This is a genomic window from Methylophilus methylotrophus DSM 46235 = ATCC 53528 (genome assembly GCF_000378225.1).
GTDB classification, from domain to species: domain Bacteria; phylum Pseudomonadota; class Gammaproteobacteria; order Burkholderiales; family Methylophilaceae; genus Methylophilus; species Methylophilus methylotrophus.
The window spans coordinates 263,419-282,698 of record NZ_KB905141.1; the positions used below are offsets into that span (position 1 = coordinate 263,419).

The 19,280-nt window shown below is 48.0% G+C and carries 15 protein-coding genes and 1 tRNA gene; 13 read left to right on the forward strand and 3 right to left on the reverse strand.

From position 1 onward, the window contains the following. The first annotated feature begins 28 nt into the window (after positions 1-28). The 12 genes from F463_RS0101255 to cheZ all read left to right on the forward strand — a co-directional run bounded on the left by F463_RS0101255 (position 29) and on the right by cheZ (position 16,192). Complete coding sequence (locus F463_RS0101255) at positions 29-397, forward strand: response regulator (protein ID WP_018985223.1); 369 nt, start codon at positions 29-31, stop codon at positions 395-397. Between the two features lie 30 nt (positions 398-427). Then, positions 428-2,806, forward strand: a complete 2,379-nt coding sequence (cheA, locus tag F463_RS0101260; RefSeq protein ID WP_018985224.1) for a chemotaxis protein CheA — start codon at positions 428-430, stop codon at positions 2,804-2,806. Positions 2,807-2,818: 12 nt separating this feature from the next. Further along, entirely contained in the window at positions 2,819-3,334 is a 516-nt protein-coding gene (locus F463_RS0101265) for a chemotaxis protein CheW (RefSeq protein ID WP_018985225.1), read from the forward strand. Positions 3,335-3,407: 73 nt separating this feature from the next. Continuing rightward, a complete protein-coding gene (locus F463_RS0101270; protein WP_018985226.1) occupies positions 3,408-6,023 on the forward strand; it encodes a methyl-accepting chemotaxis protein in 2,616 nt (871 codons plus the stop codon). A gap of 339 nt (positions 6,024-6,362) precedes the next feature. Next, positions 6,363-9,179, forward strand: a complete 2,817-nt coding sequence (locus F463_RS14670) for a methyl-accepting chemotaxis protein (RefSeq protein WP_018985227.1) — start codon at positions 6,363-6,365, stop codon at positions 9,177-9,179. Between the two features lie 315 nt (positions 9,180-9,494). Then, entirely contained in the window at positions 9,495-11,600 is a 2,106-nt protein-coding gene (locus F463_RS0101280) for a methyl-accepting chemotaxis protein (protein ID WP_018985228.1), read from the forward strand. Positions 11,601-11,654: 54 nt separating this feature from the next. Further along, positions 11,655-12,362, forward strand: coding sequence for a formaldehyde-activating enzyme (gene fae, locus F463_RS0101285; RefSeq protein WP_018985229.1), 708 nt, complete (start codon positions 11,655-11,657; stop codon positions 12,360-12,362). A gap of 38 nt (positions 12,363-12,400) precedes the next feature. After that, entirely contained in the window at positions 12,401-13,300 is a 900-nt protein-coding gene (locus tag F463_RS0101290; RefSeq protein WP_018985230.1) for a CheR family methyltransferase, read from the forward strand. Then, positions 13,297-13,905: a chemoreceptor glutamine deamidase CheD gene (gene cheD, locus F463_RS0101295; RefSeq protein ID WP_018985231.1), complete on the forward strand. Its 609-nt coding sequence runs from the start codon at positions 13,297-13,299 to the stop codon at positions 13,903-13,905. Before F463_RS0101290 ends, cheD begins: the two co-directional genes overlap by 4 nt. 23 nt (positions 13,906-13,928) lie before the next feature. Further along, positions 13,929-14,999, forward strand: coding sequence for a protein-glutamate methylesterase/protein-glutamine glutaminase (locus tag F463_RS0101300; RefSeq protein ID WP_018985232.1), 1,071 nt, complete (start codon positions 13,929-13,931; stop codon positions 14,997-14,999). 111 nt (positions 15,000-15,110) lie between these two features. Continuing rightward, positions 15,111-15,509, forward strand: coding sequence for a chemotaxis response regulator CheY (cheY, locus tag F463_RS0101305; protein WP_018985233.1), 399 nt, complete (start codon positions 15,111-15,113; stop codon positions 15,507-15,509). A 2-nt stretch (positions 15,510-15,511) separates the two neighbouring features. Then, positions 15,512-16,192, forward strand: coding sequence for a protein phosphatase CheZ (cheZ, locus tag F463_RS0101310; RefSeq protein ID WP_018985234.1), 681 nt, complete (start codon positions 15,512-15,514; stop codon positions 16,190-16,192). Between the two features lie 60 nt (positions 16,193-16,252). Here cheZ and F463_RS0101315 read toward each other — a convergent pair whose 3' ends face one another. Beyond that, complete coding sequence (locus tag F463_RS0101315; RefSeq protein WP_018985235.1) at positions 16,253-16,633, reverse strand: DUF779 domain-containing protein; 381 nt, start codon at positions 16,631-16,633, stop codon at positions 16,253-16,255. A 103-nt stretch (positions 16,634-16,736) separates the two neighbouring features. After that, complete coding sequence (exaC, locus tag F463_RS0101320; RefSeq protein WP_018985236.1) at positions 16,737-18,257, reverse strand: acetaldehyde dehydrogenase ExaC; 1,521 nt, start codon at positions 18,255-18,257, stop codon at positions 16,737-16,739. A 321-nt stretch (positions 18,258-18,578) separates the two neighbouring features. Between exaC and F463_RS0101325 the strand changes: the two genes are divergently transcribed. Next, positions 18,579-18,668: transfer RNA gene (locus F463_RS0101325), tRNA-Ser, on the forward strand. A 235-nt stretch (positions 18,669-18,903) separates the two neighbouring features. Here F463_RS0101325 and F463_RS0101335 read toward each other — a convergent pair. Continuing rightward, entirely contained in the window at positions 18,904-19,218 is a 315-nt protein-coding gene (locus tag F463_RS0101335; protein ID WP_018985238.1) for a ComEA family DNA-binding protein, read from the reverse strand. Positions 19,219-19,280: the final 62 nt, after the last annotated feature.

The following is a 19,280-nucleotide window of genomic DNA, read 5'->3' on the forward strand; positions in this document are numbered from 1 at the left end:
ACAAATTAGTGAAAAAGGCGAATCAAACATGGCGAAAACAATTTTAACAGTAGACGACTCCGGATCATTGCGTCAGATGGTGGCTTTTAGCCTAAAAGCCGCCGGCTATGATGTTGTGCAGGCAGTGGATGGCCAAGATGGCCTGAACAAGGCCAAAGAAAAAACGGTGGATTTGGTGTTGACTGACCAAAACATGCCAGTGATGGATGGCCTGACCCTGATCACCAATTTGCGTACTTTGGCGTCGTATCAAAAAGTGCCTATCCTGATGCTGACCACAGAGTCTTCTGACGAAATGAAAGCCAAAGGAAAAGCCGCCGGAGCCAATGGCTGGCTGGTCAAGCCTTTTGACCCAAAACGCCTGATTGAAGTTGTACAAAAAGTAATCGGTGCTTAGGCATCGATAGGTAAAGGACTGGAGTAAACAATGACAGTGGATATGAGCCAGTTTTATGAGGTGTTCTTTGATGAGGCCGAAGAATTATTGGCTGAAGCAGAACACCTGTTGCTGAGTATTGACGTAGAGTCTCCTGATATTGAGCAATTAAACGCTATTTTCAGGGCAGCCCACTCTATCAAAGGGGGGGCTGCGACGTTTGGTTTTATGGACATGGCGGAAATTACCCATGTGTTGGAAAACCTGCTGGATAAAATCCGCAAGAATGAAATGGCATTGACCACCGAACACGTCGATGCCTTTTTAGCCGCCAAGGATGTGATCAAGATGCAGGTTGACGGCCATCGCCATGGTTCTGAAGTCAATGCTGAGCAGGTGAGTGATGTTGCCATGATGCTCAAATCCCTGTCTGAAGGTAACAGCGCGATTCCTGCCGACCCGGTGATTGCTGCCTCTACGCCAGAACCTGAAGTATTCGTCGTCGCCACTGAAAAACCCGCACTGACGATTACCGATGAGGAAAAAGCAAAAGGGATTACCCTATATGATGTTGGGTTACCTCAAGTGACTGAAAGAGACTTGACCAATCTGAAAGATGAGTTGGCCTTGCTGGGTGAGGTTGTTGCGTATCAGCGTGGTGAGAATGCCCATGCATTACTGGTGAAAACCGATTCCAGCGCCGATGATATCGTCTCTATCTGTTCATTTATCGTAGACGCCAACGCCCTGGTGATCCAGGTGGCAGGTGAAACAGCTGCTACGACCGATTCTGCACCACCAGAGACTGCCCCGGCCGAAGTGACCGCGGAGGCCGCAACCCCGGCAGCAGAAGCCGATCTTGGCTATGGTTTCTTTGATGACGATCCCATTATTAACGCTGAAGCGACCGCTGCTGATGGCAAAGTAAAAGTAGCCGAAGAAATGGGCTATGGCCTCTTTGCCGAAAATGGCAAGGATCAGCAAGAAGAGGGATATGGTTTCTTTGCCCCGTTCAAGCCGCATCCTGATGCGCCTAAAGCACAAATGATCGGTGATGATAATGCTGCCGAAGCGTTGACCAAGGCGAAAGAGGAGGTCGTAGCCGCACCTGTGGCAGCCGCACCTGCTGCACAGGAAGAGCGCCGCAACCAGTCCCGTCGCGAGTCTGACAAACCTGCCGCTACCCAAAATGCTGAAAGCAGCTCTATCCGTGTGGGCATCGAAAAAGTTGACCAGTTGATTAACCTGGTGGGCGAACTGGTGATTACACAAGCCATGATTGAGCAACGTGTCAATGCGTTGGATCCTATGGATAACGAAGCTTTGATCAATAGCGTGAGCCAGCTCACCCGTAACACGCGTGACCTGCAAGAGTCTGTCATGTCTATCCGTATGATGCCAATGGATTTCGTGTTTTCACGCTTTCCACGCATGGTGCGTGACCTGGCTGGCAAACTCGGCAAGAAAGTGGATTTCGTCACCAGTGGTGCAACCACCGAGCTGGATAAGAGCTTGATTGAACGTATCGTGGATCCATTGACCCACCTGGTACGTAACAGTGTAGACCATGGCATTGAAAAGCCTGAAGTTCGTAAACAGATGGGCAAGGCAGAGAACGGGACCCTGACCCTGTCTGCCGCACATAAAGGCGGTAGCATTGTGATTGAAGTGACGGATGATGGTGGCGGTTTGAACCGCGATAAAATTCTGGCTAAGGCCGCTTCCAATGGCCTGCCTGTCAACGAAAGCATGACAGATGCAGAAGTGTATAACCTGATTTTTGCACCAGGGTTCTCTACCGCAGAAGTGGTAACTGACGTTTCGGGCCGAGGTGTGGGCATGGATGTCGTGAAACGGAATATTACGGCTATGGGCGGCAATATCGAGATCCGTTCTGCATTGGGCTATGGCACGACAATTTCGATTTCACTGCCGTTAACACTGGCAATCCTTGACGGCATGTCCGTTTCTCTGGACAAGAGTGTCTACGTCGTGCCTTTAAACCTGATTGTAGAAACACTGCAGCCTCGCGCCGAGGACCTGAAAACGGTGACTGGCGAAGGCCTGATGGTGCACGTGCGTGGTGAATATCTGCCGATTATTGCCTTGCATGCCTTGTTTAATCACCCGACCCAGATCACCAACCCGACCGATGGTGTGTTGTTGATCCTGGAAGCAGATGGCAAAAAATCTGCCTTGTTTGTCGACCGACTGGTCGGCCAGCAGCAAGTGGTGATCAAGAGCTTGGAAACCAACTTCAAACGTATTCCCGGCGTCTCTGGCGCCACCATTATGGGCGACGGTTCAGTAGCACTGATTCTGGATGTACCGGCGATTATCCAAATGGGACAAACCACGAATTACGTGACTGGTGGCGTTGCTTTTTCCAGCCAGAATTACCCAACCTCAAAAAATCACATCAATGCATAAGGAGTATATGCAATGAGCACTACGACAGAAATGAACAATGCCTTAAGTGGTAACGCAGGTAGCGGCCTGAAAACAGCCGCTGGCGAGTACCTGACCTTTGTCCTGGGCAGCGAACAATACGGTATCGAGATTCTCAAGGTACAGGAAATTCGCGGCTATGATGCAGTCACCCAGATCGCCAACATGCCTTCATTTATTAAAGGCGTCATTAACTTGCGCGGTAAGATCGTGCCGATTGTTGACCTGCGTATCAAGTTTAACTTAGGCAAGGTCGAGTATAACGAATTCACCGTGGTGATTATCCTCAATCTCAATGGCCGCATTGTTGGCATTGTCGTGGATGGCGTGTCCGATGTCCGTGAGTTACGTGAAGAGCATTTACGTGAAGTACCTTCACTGGTCACACGCATAGACACAAAATACATCGTTGGATTGGCAACCATTGAGCAAGAAATGCTGATTCTGGTTGACATCGAAAAACTGATGACCAGCGATGAAATGCAACTGATAGATAGCGCGGTACATTAATACTAAATCGGCAACCATAACAAAAAACATAAATTCGGCCACTCTTCGATAGAGCTAATTCAAGGATAAAAAAATGTTTTCTACCATCATTAACAAGTTGGCAGCAGGCACTCGGGGTTATCAGGATACATTAAACCAAGTGGCGGAATTTAGTGCACTCAGGGCAGAAATCAACAAAGCGAGAGCCATTGTTGAGCTGGATGCCAAGGGGAAAATCAGCCATGTGAACGACAATCTGTGTCAATCACTGGGATACCAGACAAATGAGCTGGTAGGGCAGCAGCATCGCAGCTTATTGCCCCAGTCTGAATCCAATACCCCAGAGTACCAAAAGTTCTGGGCTGCCTTGCAGTCAGGTCAATCTCAAGTAGGGTCATTCAAGCTGGTCAATAAAGGCGGGCAGGATACCTGGTTTCAGGGATATTACGCGCCTGTGATGCAAGGCAAACAGTTGCGTAAAGTGGTGGCCTACTTAACGGATATCACAGCGGATAAACAACGTAACCTGGTTTTGCAGGAAGAAGAACGCGCCTTGAATCAATCTTTTGGCGTTATGGAATGCGATATGCAAGGCCATATTCTTTCCTGCAATGATATGTTTTTAGCCCCGCTTGAATTCAGTCATGAAGAAGTGATTGGAAAACATGTTTCTATGCTGATTAAAGCATCGACCGCACAAAGCAATGAATATAAGCAAATGTGGGAAAATCTGCGGCAAGGTCAGAATTGCAAGCTTGAGATTTGTCGTGTTTCAAAATCTGGCAAGGAATATTGGTTTAGCTCCAGTTATGTGCCAGTGAAGGACGCTTATGGTAAGCCAGTTAAAGTTAAAGTGTATTCATACTGCATTACAGAAGAGAAACAACGCACGCTAGATCTGCAAGGTCAGGTGGCGGCAATCAACGCAGCACAAGGCGTGATTGAGTTTGACCTGAAAGGGAACATTCTGCATGCCAATGACAATTTCCTCAAATTGACCGGATACACCTTGGCTGAGGTTGTCGGTAAACATCACGCCATGTTTGTGAGCGATCGCTATAAAAATAGCCAGGAATACCAAGACTTTTGGGCAAAGCTGGGACGTGGTGAGGAAGATGCCGGCGTTTATCATCGCTATGGCAAACAAGGCCAGGATATCTGGTTGCAGGCTGCGTACAGCCCGATTATTGGACTGGATGGCAAAGCTTATAAAGTGGTCAAGTACGCAACAGATATTACCAAAGCGGTATTGGCAGACAAAGCGCAAGCAGTCAAATCCCGCGAAGCCGCCATGATTAAACATGCACTGGAATCTTCTTCAAACAACCTGATGGTGGCTGACAATGAAGGCATCATTACTTATATGAACTCAAGCACACTGGAATTGATGCGCGAGTCAGCTGGCACTTTTAAAGAGTTGTTCCCGTCTTTTAATCCGGACAAACTGATCGGTCAGAATTTTGATCTGTTTCACAAAAGTCCATCGCACCAGCGTAATTTACTTGCCAGCCTGACCGGCAAGCATGTGGCTGAGTTGCCAGTTGGTAATATGTTTTTCCGACTGACTGCCAACCCATTGATCGACGAAAATGGCGAGCGCATTGGCAGCGTGGTTGAATGGGTGAATTTAACAGAAGAAAAGCGTCTTGAAAATGAAATTAAAACCGTGGTTGAAAACGCGGTGGATGGCGACCTGTCTTCCAGGTTAGATGAGAGTAAGGCCAAAGGTTCAGCCGCGAAAACCATGGTTGCCATAAACCAGTTGCTGGATACTTTCAGCGAGATTCTGATGAGTGTCCGTGAAGCAGGTGAAACCATTAATACGGCTGCACATGAAATCTCCAGCGGTAACAACGACCTCTCCAGCCGGACGGAGCAACAGGCATCTAACCTTGAGGAAACCGCTTCCAGCATGGAGCAATTGGCCTCTACTGTCAGACAGAATGCCGAGAATGCCCGCCAGGCGAATCAGATGGCTGAAGCAGCATCGCAAGTGGCGATTCGCGGCGGTGACGTAGTAGGTAACGTCGTCACTACCATGAGCGCCATTAATGAAAGTGCCCACAAAATCGAAGACATTATTTCTGTCATTGATGGAATCGCTTTCCAGACCAATATCCTGGCCTTGAACGCTGCGGTAGAAGCCGCTCGTGCCGGCGAGCAGGGACGAGGTTTTGCGGTAGTGGCTGGTGAAGTACGCAACCTGGCCCAGCGTTCAGCCAGTGCAGCCAAGGAAATCAAGGAATTGATTACCGACTCTGTGAATAAAACGGCTGATGGGACCAAACTGGTGCAAACAGCTGGTGAAACCATGCATGAAGTCGTCACTTCAGTACAGCGCGTGACCGATATCATGAGCGAAATTACGGCTGCATCCGCAGAACAAAGTTCTGGAATTAACCAGGTCAATGATGCTGTGAACCATATGGATGAAGTGACACAGCAGAATGCGGCGTTGGTCGAAGAAGCGGCAGCAGCTGCGGAGTCCCTGGTAGAGCAAGCATCTAACCTCATGGATACAGTGAACAGGTTTAAACTGCGTGGCTCAAGTCAAACGTCGCATGTGGCCCGCCCTGCGACCAGTCGCGCGCCAGTGGCCTCCATGCCTGTGCGCCAGCCCAAACCTTCTGTAGCCAGCCAGCAAACCAGTCATCAGCCCGTAAAAGCCGCTAAAACCGGCACCGATAATCAGGATTGGGAAGAGTTCTAATGTTCTAATGCAGTCTCAAAGGGGGTGCATAATGTATGCAGTTCTTACTAAGGTTGAAAAGCTCATTGAGGCATTGAAACTTTGGGCCTCTCTGCTGATTGGTTATCCAATGTGATGCATCGTCAATACTTATTTCAGCGCCCTCATATTTTGATTGCCTAGCATCATGAAAAGCCGATCAGCAGGTCGGCTTTTTCTTTTGCTAAAGGAGGTATTGAAGCAAAAATACCCGTTTCTTTTGCGCATTTGATTTTGCAGCAATGGATTAGACTGAATGATAGAAGTGAAAAATGTAATTTCGTCCTAGTGAAAGTACAAGTTTGCGAAAGAGATCTGATTATGAAAATCAACTTACCAGTGACTCAAAAAGAGATTGAGCTTAAAGAGGGGGCCTCTATCGTATCCAAAACCGATTTGAAAGGGGCAATTACCTATATCAATCGGGAGTTTCTTGAGATCAGCGGATTCAGCGAATCCGAATTGATTGGAAAAAATCATAACATTATTCGTCATCCGGATATGCCAGCCGCGGCATTTGAGGACTTGTGGCGTACGGTGAAGGCAGGAAAACCATGGAATGGCATGGTGAAAAACCGTTGTAAAAATGGTGATCACTACTGGGTTGAGGCCAACGTGGCTCCCATCCGTGAAGGCAGCACGGTGGTTGGGTATATGTCTGTACGTAATAAAGTTTCCCGAGTGCAGATTGAGCAGGCGGAAAAGCTCTATCAGCAAATGCGCGAGGGAAAAATGCCAAAACCTGCCTGGGGCGAAGCACTGATTGCAAAAGTTCAAGACTTGCCGATTCTCTATAAGCTTTCAGCCGCCATGTTGACACCGGTCGCTGTGATGTCTGGCTTTGATTTCTATCGTCATCATCCTGATGCTTGGTTAGGTATGGGGCTGGGGTTGACTGCAGCCATCGTGGCAGGAGGCTTATTCTCACTTAAGATGAAACAATCAGTGGCTGTGATGACTGATGCCATTCAAGGCCTGGCCGGTGGTGAACTCAACTGCAAAATAGACACCCGTGGCAATGATGAATTTGGCAGTTTGATGAAGGCACTCAAATCCATGCAAATCAAGATTGGATTTGATGTGAATGACTCTAGAAAAATGGCTGAAGAAGCAGGCCGATTACAAACGGCACTCGACCAGAGTGCTACGGCTTTTACCTACAGTGACAGTCGTCAACAATTGCAATACATGAATGACTCCGCGCGTAAACTGTGGGAAGAGATGGCCGCTGATATTGTCAGGGCTCACCCAGAGTTTAAAGTGGAGGATATGATTGGTCACAACTTGGCGAATTATCTTCCTGAGGATATCCGGCCAACATTTTCAGAGGTCTCAAGAACACCCCGGGTGATAGAACTTTCTATTTACGGCAAAAAAATGCAGGTTGCCGTAATGTCTGCATTTAACACTCAGGGAGAGTATCTTGGCCGCATGACACAATGGGAGGATAAAACAGCGGAGTACATGGGACAGCAGGAAGTATTCAGGCTGGTCAACTCTGCTGCGGCTGGTCATTTGAAAGAGCGCGTTGATATTAGCAAGCTACCAGAGGGATTTGTCAAAGAAATTGGCCAAGGCATTAATCAGATATTGGATGCGTTGATTACCCCATTGAATGTGGCGGCCAAATACGTGGCTGACATTTCCCAAGGCCATATCCCGGCCAAGATTACCGATCACTACAATGGTGACTTCAATACTATTAAAGACAACCTGAACCAGTGTATTGACGCCGTCAACGCCCTGGTGGCAGACGCCAACATGCTGTCACAAGCAGCCGTCGATGGTCAGCTCTCAACCCGAGCCGATGCTGGCAAACACAATGGCGACTTCCGCAAGATTGTCGAAGGCGTCAACAACACCCTGGACTCTGTGATTGGCCCATTGAATGTGGCTGCGAACTACGTAGACCGTATCTCCAAAGGCGATATCCCTGAGCGGATTACCGACCATTACAATGGTGATTTCAACGAACTGAAGAACAACCTTAATACCTGTATTGATGCAGTTAACATGCTGGTCGCAGATGCTGACTTGCTGACTGAAGCCGCAAATGATGGCCGCATCACCGTCCGTGCGGATGTCGACAAACATAATGGCGAATTCCGCAAGATCATCGAAGGGGTGAACAACACCTTAGACATGATCGTAGAACCGATCATTGCCGTGACAGAAGCCGTGGAAACCATTACCACAGCCGCCAATGAAATCTCCAGCGGCAACTCAGACTTGTCTGCCCGTACTGAGCAACAGGCTTCCAGCCTGGAGCAAACGGCGGCCAGCATGGAAGAGTTGGCCTCTACCGTGAAACAGAATGCTGAGAACGCCAAACAGGCAAACCAGCTGGCACTGACGGCTTCAGGCGTCGCCGTGAAAGGCGGTGAAGTGGTCAATGAAGTGGTTGCCACCATGAGTGCGATCAACGAAAGTGCCAAGAAGATCGAAGACATTATTTCTGTCATTGACGGTATCGCCTTCCAGACCAACATCCTGGCCTTGAACGCAGCGGTAGAAGCGGCGCGAGCAGGTGAGCAGGGCCGTGGCTTTGCAGTGGTGGCAGGCGAAGTACGTAACCTGGCACAGCGTTCAGCCAGTGCTGCGAAAGAGATCAAAGAGCTGATTACTGACTCAGTGAATAAAACCACCGAGGGGACCAAGCTGGTTGAGAATGCGGGTAACACCATGGAAGAGGTGGTTTCATCCGTCCAGCGTGTGGCTGACATTATCAGTGAGATCTCAGCAGCGTCTACCGAGCAGACCACTGGTATTGACCAGGTGAACCAGGCTGTAACCAGCATGGATGAAACCACACAACAGAATGCGGCGTTGGTGGAAGAAGCGGCAGCTGCGGCTGAATCCCTGGTTGATCAAGCCAATCAGCTGGCAGATGCCATCAGCCAGTTCAAACTTGAAGGGCGGATTAGCAGTGGGTCTAGCCATACAAGTCATGGAAGCTTCAAATCTGTTACTGCCAGTGCCAGCGTATCGTCAGCCCCAAGGACGGTTGCTGATAACCGCATCGGCGGCAGGTCAGTCTCGGCGCCAACAGGATATGTGGATAAACCAAATCCCTCGTCCGGCAGTCCCAAGATGACGGCCAAAACGGGTACCGATGACAGTGATTGGGAAGAATTCTAGAGGGCTATCTGCAACAAAACAAAACCGACTGCCAAGGCAGTCGGTTTTGTTTTTTACCAACCTTAATGAGTTATTTTCTGGTTTGACTTGATTCGGGCAGGATTGGATTTCTGGGGTTACTTTTTCACTTAGTTTTAAGCCTGCATTTCGCCAATTCTGATTTCTTTAGGCTTGCAATTAAAGCAACAGAGCGTATATTTCCCTTTTTACATGCGATTCAAATCCACCTTGAATGTTGAATAATCGCTGACATAAGCCGATAAATAAAAACGAGTTGGCGATTAATGGATTTGGAATCAAAAAGGAGTAGCACACATGTCCGGAGAGAACTGGAGTGCCTTGGTGGGGAAATTCTCCCATGTAAAACTATCATCTCAGCTGGGGATCCTGCTTGCCAGCGTTGGTATCTGCATGGTCTCGCCTTTGCTTATCAATAATCACTGGATTGCATATGGCATTTTTGCGCCTATCGCTGTGATCACCAGTTTGCTGTTCGTCTCGTCAGTCCAACGTACTACAAGCCAAGCATGTGCAATAGCACAATCCATTGCGGATGGCGATTTTAGCCATACATCAGCGCTGGAACAAGATGGCCTGATTGGTGCATTGAACCTGTCAAAAGAGACGCTTGCTGCTTTAAAGCAGCAAATGGAGAGCGTTGAATCTGAGCATGGAAAAGGCAATATCCATGCAATCATCAATGTAGATGCATTTACTGGCGAATACCGCAACATGGCACAAGCCATGAATCGCTTGCTGAGCATGCATATCGAGACACTGCATAAAACCAGTGTGGCCATACAGGCATTGGGCCAAGGTAATTTCAATGCGCAACTCGAAGCATTGCCTGGTGATCTTGCAGTACTTAACCAAGGGTTTGATGGATTAAAAAACAACGTCCAGATGCTGATTCAGGAAATGTCAGCCATGTCTGCCGATCATGCCAATGGCGAAACAGAAACACGCATGGATCCCCAGCATTTTGATGGTGACTTTAGAACGATCGCCAATGGTGTTAATACGATGGTCAATGCCTATGTGGCAGAAATTGAGAAATTCATTGCCGTGATGGACAGCATTGGCCGCGGTGACTTAACTGCTCAACTGGAAGCGATGCCAGGTAAAAAAGTAGCCATGAACAAGAGTGTGGACCGTATCCGCGGCAACCTGAAGGGCATCGTGGACTCCGTTAACTGGGTGAATGCCGAACATGAAAAAGGCAATATCGACATGACTTTGCGTGCCGATATGTTTAAAGGCCAGTTTTCTCTGCTGGCAACCAGCATCAACAATATTGTGACTGGCCACATTGAATTGAACCAGAAAGCCATGGCCTGCGTACAAGCGTTTGGCGATGGTAACTTTGATGCACCACTGGAACAGTTCCCTGGCCAGAAAGCAGAAATCAATAAAACGATTGAGAAGGTTCGCAGCAACCTGAAAGCATTGAATGCCGATGCGCAGATGCTTGCGGAGGCTGCTCGTGAAGGCCGCGTGACTGTGAGGGCTAATGCTGAAAAACATCCTGGCGACTACCGCAAGATTGTTGAGGGCATGAATAACACCCTAGACATGATTATTGAACCAGTGCTGACAGTGAAAGCGGCTGCTGAGTCGATCAACATTGCTGCCAAGGAGATTGCTCAAGGCAATGCGGATCTCAGTCGTCGTACCGAAGACCAGGCTGCTAACCTTGAAAAAACCGCTTCTAGTATGGATGAACTGGCATCAACTGTGAAACAGAATGCAGAAAATGCCAAGCAAGCCAATCATTTGGCATCACAAGCGTCAGTGGTGGCTGTAAAAGGTGGTGAGGTGGTGAATGCAGTCGTGAGCACCATGAGCGATATCAATGAAAGTGCTCGCAAAATTGAAGACATTATTTCTGTCATCGACGGTATTGCTTTCCAGACCAATATCCTGGCCTTGAACGCTGCAGTAGAAGCGGCACGTGCAGGCGAGCAAGGCCGTGGCTTTGCGGTAGTGGCTGCCGAAGTTGGCAATCTTGCACAACGTTCTTCAGTGGCCGCGCGTGAAATTAAAGAATTGATTACTGACTCCGTCAATAAAACGGCAGAGGGTAGCCGCCAGGTAGAAGAGGCTGGCCAAACCATGCATGAGATTGTGGACTCCGTAAAACGAGTCAGTGTCATTATCGGCGAAATTGCTTCGGCTTCAAATGAGCAAAGTGCCGGGATTGCTCTGGTAAATGATGCCGTTATCCGCATGGATGATGTCACACAACAGAATACGGCTCTGGTAGAAGAAGCAGCTGCGGCTGCCGAATCTCTCATGGATCATGCCAACGAGCTGGCAACCGCCGTCGGTGTATTTATCGTGGATGGACATGCGGCATCGTCCGGCCACAAAGCAGTAAATGCGGGCTTAGGCGAAAATTATCGCTTTGTCAGCAACGGTTAGGGCAAGTGAACTCTCGCCCTTTAATAACGTAGTACTTTTTATCAGGAGTTAAAAATGGCAGTGATTGATCGAGTATTGATTGGTGAAGGTTTGGTCATCGAAGAACGTCCAGAAGGTGGCCTGGATTTGAAAAATGTGGCTCACATTGACTTAATTATGGGCCCACGCGGTAGCGCTGCAGAAGACGCATTTTGTCGTACGCTCACCGACCAAAAACAAGGGGTAAACGGTTTATTGGCGATTGCAGCGCCAAACATGATGGTAAAACCAAATACTGTGATGTTTAACAAAGTGACGATCAAAGATGGTCGCCAGGCAACACAAATGTTTGGTCCGGCACAACGTGGCGTAGCCATGGCTGTGATGGATTGCGTCGCTGATGGCACCATCCCATTGGAAGAAGCAGATGACGTATTTATCTGTGTGGGCGTATTTATCGACAGCAAGGCTGATATGGATGACCGTATTCAGGACTGGAACTACCGTGCAACCAAAATAGCGATTAAAGCCGCAGTTGCCCGTGAGCCTAAAGCTGCTGATGTTGTGAAACAGTACAAAGAAGCATTGCACCCATTTGCAGCACAAACACCAGAAGCACAAAACCGCCGTGCGGATGACCAGGCAGCTGCTCTGGCGATTTCGCAAATGAAAGAGCGTAGCCATTATGTACGCAAGAGTGCAGAAGCCAAGGCCAGAGAAGAAAAACAGCTTGAATTGGCAGTCGCACAAATGAAAGAACGTGTCGATACCACTAAAGCTTAATTTCAAGCAACGTCAACGGATTTGCATAGGATAACGAAGTGAGTGCATTGAAAAAACAAGAACAGGAAGAGCGCGAGTTTTTGTTTACGCGCGATGATTTTGTCAGGATTAAAAGTCTGATTTATCGCCATGCAGGCATTTCTTTGTCCGATGCAAAGACCGATATGGTTTATAGCCGTATCGGCAGAAGATTACGTGCACTGGATATGCAAAGCTTTAAGCATTATCTGGATGCACTCGAACAGCATAATGATGCAGATGAATGGCAGGCCTTTACCAATGCCCTGACCACTAACCTGACGTCGTTTTTCAGGGAAGAACATCATTTCCCGATTCTGGCAGACCATCTGGCCAAACTCGCAACTGGCAGGCATGCCAAACCAATACGCATCTGGTGCTCTGCAGCATCGACTGGGGAAGAGCCATATTCGATTGCGATGACGGCATGCGAAGCATTTAACTCGCTTAAGCCACCAGTTGAAATTATTGCAACCGACATTGACACCAATGTGTTGGCAACGGCTGCAGCTGGTGTTTACCCAGTGGATCGCATCAAAAAAATGGAAGACTCCAGGGTACGCAAATTTTTTGAGAAGGGCACCGGCAAACACGACGGTCTGGTGCGCGTAAAAAAAGCGGTACGCGAGTTGATCCATTTCCATCAGCTCAATTTGCTGGATGCGCAATGGCCATTTCATGACGGCTTTGATGTGATTTTCTGCCGCAATGTCATGATTTACTTTGACAAGCCAACGCAAGGCAAAATCATTGATAAATTTGTCACCTTAATGCATGAAGACAGCTTGTTGTTGGCAGGGCACTCAGAAAACTTTTTGTATGTGTCTGATCACCTGCAGCTGTTGGGGAAAACCGTCTATAAATTAAAAACCAGTGGCGCGGCACGTTCCAGCCTGTTTACGAATAGGAAATCGTCATGAGTGTCATGCAAGAAGAAATTTCGAACACCCTGTATTTTGACAGAACATTTAATTGTAACGCTGCCAAAATCTCGCCAGGGGAGTATTACTATACAGATAAAGACATGCTGATCGTCACCGTGCTTGGTTCGTGTGTGTCAGCCTGTATCCGCGACAGCCGTACCGGCATTGGTGGCATGAATCACTTCATGCTGCCGGAAGGAGGCAGTGCCGATAAAGACAGCCCGGTTTCCGAATCAATGCGCTATGGGACCTATGCCATGGAAGTATTGATAAACCAATTGTTACGTAATGGTGCCAAACGTGAAAACCTGGAAGCCAAGATTTTTGGTGGCGGCAACGTCTTGCGCAGCTTTACGACCAATAACGTTGGCGACCGCAATGCTGCTTTCGTCAAAAAATACCTCAAAGAAGAGGGCATCAAAGTGACTGGCGAGGACTTGCTGGATATCTATCCACGCAAAGTCTACTTCTTTCCCAAAACCGGTAAGGTGCTGGTCAAAAAACTGAAACAACTGAACAACTACACATTGGTCAAACGCGAGCAAGCTTACTCCAGCAAGCTGCAGACAAACGATGTGGGTGGGGATATCGATTTGTTCTAATAATAATTAAAAGAGGAATTGCCATGAAAACTAAAGTGCTTGTGATTGATGACTCTGCACTGATACGCAGCTTGCTGAGTGAAATTATCAATGACACCAAGGATCTGGAAGTGGTAGGAACCGCCCCGGATCCACTGGTGGCTCGTGAAATGATCAAGCAACTAAACCCGGATGTGCTCACGCTGGACGTGGAAATGCCGCGTATGGATGGCCTGGACTTCCTGGAAAAACTCATGCGTCTACGGCCTATGCCAGTGCTCATGGTGTCTACCCTGACCGAAAAAGGTTCAGAAATCACGCTACGCGCGTTGGAACTGGGGGCCACAGATTTTGTGACCAAACCCAAAATGGGGATTTCACAAGGCATGCAGCAGTACGCAGACGAAATTACCGACAAGATCCGTACCGCCTCACGTGCTAAAGTCAGTACCTTGCAGAGTATTGCCAAGGCGTCCAACAGCCAGGTACAGCAAAGCGCCATCCGCAACCCGCTCATCAGTAGTGAAAAACTGCTAATCATCGGTGCGTCTACCGGCGGCACCGAGGCGATTAAATCAGTCTTGATGCAAATGCCTTCAGATTGTCCGGGCATTCTGATTACCCAGCATATGCCGGCAGGTTTTACCAAATCCTTTGCCGAGCGCCTCAACAGTCTTTGCAAGATTTCTGTGAAGGAAGCCGTCGATGGCGAGCGTGTGCTTCCAGGCCATGCTTATATTGCTCCTGGCGATCAGCACTTGTTGCTGGCAAGAAGCGGGGCAAACTATATCACCAAGTTATCGGATGCTGAACCGGTGAATAGACACAAGCCTTCAGTCGATGTATTGTTTGATTCTGCAGCGACCAATGCAGGTAAAAATGCGATTGGGATTATCCTTACTGGCATGGGCAAAGATGGTGCTGCCGGCATGTTGCGTATGAAAAATGCTGGTGCGTACAATTTTGCACAGAACGAAGAAAGTTGTGTCGTCTATGGCATGCCACGTGAAGCAGTCGCACATGGTGGCGTCCATGAAGTCGGCCATCTGAAAGACCTACCGCGAATGGTGCTGCATTATTTAGCTACTAATAGTGAACGTGCCCTGCGTGTATAGCGTAGCGGCGAATAAACCGACAATTCCCAGTTTTATCGGCAATAACACTGCACATAAAACAGTAGATAATCAACGCTACGGGATAGGTAACTAATGATAGTGGAGTAACAAATGGGCAACCCTAATACTAAATTTCTGGTAGTGGACGACTTTTCCACCATGCGTAGAATCGTACGTAACCTGCTCAAGGAGTTGGGTTATAACAATGTGGAAGAAGCCGAAGATGGTGCAGACGCATTGAACAAACTGCGCAATGGTGACTTTGAGTTTGTTGTTTCAGACTGGAACATGCCTAACATGGACGGTTTAACCATGTTGCAAAACATCCGGGCCGATAACAAGCTTTCTAAACTACCAGTACTCATGGTGACTGCTGAAGCCAAAAAAGAGAATATCATCGCTGCAGCACAGGCTAAAGCTAGTGGCTATGTGGTGAAGCCTTTTACAGCGGCCACCCTAGAAGAAAAACTCTCCAAAATCTTTGAGAAAATGGAAAAAGGCGAGGTGTAACCATGACCGAAGCTGTCAATCCGAAGCAGGAAAACCTCGTCGTAGATATTGCTTCTACCATGATGCACGGCCTGAATGAAACCCAGCAAGAAGACATGATCAGCCGGATTGGTCATATGACCCGCGCGCTGCATGACAACCTGAGCGCTCTTGGCTATGACAAGGTACTTGAGCAGGTTGCACAGGAGATCCCTGATGCACGTGACCGGTTAAGTTATGTGGCAAGAATGACCGAGCAGGCAGCCGAACGCGTGTTGAATGCAACGGATATGGCAACACCTCTACAATCAGAATTGTCTGACCGTGCCGCATCACTTAAAAAGCGCTGGGAAGAGGTGATGCAACGTGCGGCACTCAAGTCGGAATATGACGCTGTTGTAAAAGAGACATTAGTATATTTATCGTTAGCCAATGACCATACCGCGACAACCAAGTCGTTGTTGATGGATATCATGATGGCGCAGGACTTTCAGGACCTGACTGGTCAGGTGATCAAAAAAGTGACGACCCTGGCACAAGACCTCGAAAGACAGTTGGTTCAGGTGTTAGTAGACTTTGCACCTGCCGTGAAAAAAGATGAAGACTCTTTGCTCAATGGTCCACAAATTGATCCACATAATACTGTCGATGTGGTCGCTAACCAAGAGCAGGTAGATGATTTACTGGATAGCTTGGGCTTCTAGCTTCTAAGCTGAGTCATCGCCATGATTGTATAAAAAAAGCATCTTCGGATGCTTTTTTATTTATTGAAAGCCAATACGCTGCTCTGGCTGGAGATTCGCTAGCTCCTCATCCGAATACAGTCGTCCACGCGTTATAAATGCCATACCACTGCCACAATCCAGCGAAAAAGAGCCACTTGAACCGGGCATGGCATCCAGTATGGTATGCGTGCTGTGCATAAAGCTGAAGTGACTATCACTCATGTAAAAAATCGCTCCACCGGGCAATTCGCCCAATTTGACATCAGCCGGACTGGCTTTGAACTCAGCAGCCGGCAAGCACATCGGGCCACTGCCTTCACAACAACCGCCAGACTGAAAAAAAACGATAGGACCATGTTGTGCGGTCAATTGTTCGATGAGCGCGATTGCGGCCGGTGTTGCTGAAACGCGATCTGTCATGTTGCATTCCCCCGTTGTAGTAAGCATTATTATAGATAAAAAAAGGAGCGAAAAATTCGCTCCTTTTAATAGCCGTTTGTTATTCCAAACACTTAACCTGAAATTAGAAGAATCCCAATTTTTTCGGGCTGTAGCTGACCAGCAGGTTTTTGGTTTGCTGGTAGTGATCCAACATCATTTTGTGGGTTTCACGGCCAATTCCTGACTCTTTGTAACCACCGAAAGCAGCATGAGCTGGATAAGCATGGTAGCAGTTGGTCCAAACACGGCCAGCCTTGATGCCACGGCCCATACGGTAAGCGCGGCTACCATCACGAGTCCATACGCCTGAACCCAGGCCGAATATGGTATCGTTGGCGATGCTCAATGCTTCAGCCTCGTCTTTAAAGGTCGTCACTGCCAATACCGGTCCAAAAATCTCTTCCTGGAAGATACGCATTTTGTTATGGCCTTTGAACAAAGTCGGTTTGATGTAATACCCTTCAGCCAGATCACCACCCAGGATATTACGCTCACCGCCACATAGCTGTTGCGCACCTTCCTGGCGGCCGATGTCCATGTAAGACAGGATCTTGTTGACCTGGTCTTGCGATGCCTGGGCACCGATCATGGTGTTTGGATCCAGCGGGTTACCTTGCTTGATGGCAGCCACGCGTGGGAGGACACGTTCCATAAACTTGTCATAAATAGACTCTTGAATCAACGCGCGGGAAGGGCAGGTACAAACTTCGCCCTGGTTAAATGCAAACAGCACCAAGCCTTCTACAGCCTTATCCAGGAAGTCATCATCAGCAGCCATGATATCTTCAAAGAAAATGTTGGGGGACTTGCCGCCCAGTTCCAAAGTAGCCGGGATCAAATTGCTCGCAGCTGCCTGTGCAATATAGCGACCAGTGGCTGTAGAGCCGGTAAACGCAATCTTGGCAATGCGCTTGCTAGTAGACAGTGGTGCACCCACTTCTCGGCCAAAACCGTTTACGACGTTGATCACACCTGGAGGGATCAGATCAGCAATCACTTCCAGCAGGATTAAGAGGCTGATAGGTGTAAATTCAGCTGGTTTCATCACTACCACGTTACCTGCCGCAACGGCCGGTGCCAGTTTCCAGGCTGCCATCAGGATAGGGAAGTTCCAGGGAATGATTTGACCTACAACACCCAATGGCTCGTGGAAATGGTAAGCAACGGTATTTTCATCCAGTTCGCTCAGGCTACCTTCCTGTGCGCGTAATGCGCCAGCAAAGTAACGGAAGTGATCAGCTGCCAATGGAATATCCGCATTCATGGTTTCACGGATCGGTTTACCGTTATCGACTGTTTCTGCGGTAGCAATCAGTTCAAGGTTTTGCTCAATGCGGTCAGCGATCTTCAACAACAAGTTGGAGCGCTCAGCAGGAGGCGTTTTGCCCCACTTATCTGCTGCAGCATGCGCAGCATCCAATGCCAGCTCGATATCCTCAGCGCTGGAGCGGGCAGCCTGGGTATATGGTTTCCCTGTAATGGGTGATATCACATCAAAATACTCACCTTTGACCGGGGCTACCCATTTGCCACCGATAAAGTTGTCATACTTGGCTTTGTAGGGCACTTTTACGCCCATGGCCTTAAGAAGATCCAAACTCATAGTTACTCCTGTGCTTTTTCTATTAATATCGTAGCAGAACTGCTCTCCAAACCGCTGACATACAATCGCAATTGAATATCGCGATAAACATACACTAAATCCTTATTTTATAAGGCTCAGGCGTCTGTTCGTGTGCTAAACATTAAACCTTCATAGTCACAAAAGCAAGCTTTTTTAACTAAGTTCTTGATGATTTATAAGATATCAGAGTGGTATTTTAGAGTGGCTTTTGCTGTGAAATTCATGAATCCAATAACCAGAAAAATTCTGTCAAATGATTTGGCGGGATGACGTTTTATGGGTATAATCGCGCCTTCTTTCGGAGAGATGGATGAGCGGTTTAAGTCACCACCCTGGAAAGGTGGCATAGGGGCAACTCTATCGAGGGTTCGAATCCCTCTCTCTCCGCCAAATACGAAAAGCATCTCTAAGGTGCTTTTTTTATGCGTGAGAGGGATACGAACCCGAGTATAAATAAAGGGCAGCTTCGACCAGCCTGAACATCAGTGAAGCCTGGACGCCGACAGCGGAGGCGGTCTTGAGGCGAATGCCGAAAGATAGCATCGCCACAATCCCTCTCTCTGCACAAAATATAAAAGCACCCATTAGGGTGCTTTTATATCTTGTTACCCTATAAATACTCTATTTATCTCTTCTTCTCACCTAATTTTTCTGTTTTAACGATAGCTTCAGCGGGTTGTGCTTTTTTGCCGCCAATGCTGACATCCTTTTTAAGATTTGCCAATGTAGCCTGGCCAATACCAGGGACTTGGTCTAATTCTTCTACAGATTTGAAACCACCATTCTTTTTGCGGTAATCAATAATGGCCTGTGCTTTTGCTGGCCCAATGCCGTTTAGGCTTTCTAATTCCGCTTGACTGGCAACATTGATATCCACAACTGCATATGCAGCAGGCAACAACATGAAATACATCAAATAACCCAGTATGACTTTTTTCATAAATCCTCCGTTATAAAAATAAAAACAGGCTCCTAAGCCTGTTTTTATTCTACATAGAGGGG

Bases quoted from the DNA above. Each gene is read 5' to 3' on its own strand.
- exaC (WP_018985236.1), bottom strand. From the start codon at position 18,257: ATGAGTTTGGATCTTCTTAAGGCCATGGGCGTAAAAGTGCCCTACAAA.
- F463_RS0101300 (WP_018985232.1), top strand. From the start codon at position 13,929: ATGAAAACTAAAGTGCTTGTGATTGATGACTCTGCACTGATACGCAGC.
- F463_RS0101280 (WP_018985228.1), top strand. From the start codon at position 9,495: ATGTCCGGAGAGAACTGGAGTGCCTTGGTGGGGAAATTCTCCCATGTA.
- F463_RS14670 (WP_018985227.1), top strand. From the start codon at position 6,363: ATGAAAATCAACTTACCAGTGACTCAAAAAGAGATTGAGCTTAAAGAG.
- F463_RS0101335 (WP_018985238.1), bottom strand. From the start codon at position 19,218: ATGAAAAAAGTCATACTGGGTTATTTGATGTATTTCATGTTGTTGCCT.
- cheD (WP_018985231.1), top strand. From the start codon at position 13,297: ATGAGTGTCATGCAAGAAGAAATTTCGAACACCCTGTATTTTGACAGA.
- cheY (WP_018985233.1), top strand. From the start codon at position 15,111: ATGGGCAACCCTAATACTAAATTTCTGGTAGTGGACGACTTTTCCACC.
- cheZ (WP_018985234.1), top strand. From the start codon at position 15,512: ATGACCGAAGCTGTCAATCCGAAGCAGGAAAACCTCGTCGTAGATATT.
- fae (WP_018985229.1), top strand. From the start codon at position 11,655: ATGGCAGTGATTGATCGAGTATTGATTGGTGAAGGTTTGGTCATCGAA.
- F463_RS0101265 (WP_018985225.1), top strand. From the start codon at position 2,819: ATGAGCACTACGACAGAAATGAACAATGCCTTAAGTGGTAACGCAGGT.
- F463_RS0101315 (WP_018985235.1), bottom strand. From the start codon at position 16,633: ATGACAGATCGCGTTTCAGCAACACCGGCCGCAATCGCGCTCATCGAA.
- F463_RS0101270 (WP_018985226.1), top strand. From the start codon at position 3,408: ATGTTTTCTACCATCATTAACAAGTTGGCAGCAGGCACTCGGGGTTAT.
- F463_RS0101255 (WP_018985223.1), top strand. From the start codon at position 29: ATGGCGAAAACAATTTTAACAGTAGACGACTCCGGATCATTGCGTCAG.
- cheA (WP_018985224.1), top strand. From the start codon at position 428: ATGACAGTGGATATGAGCCAGTTTTATGAGGTGTTCTTTGATGAGGCC.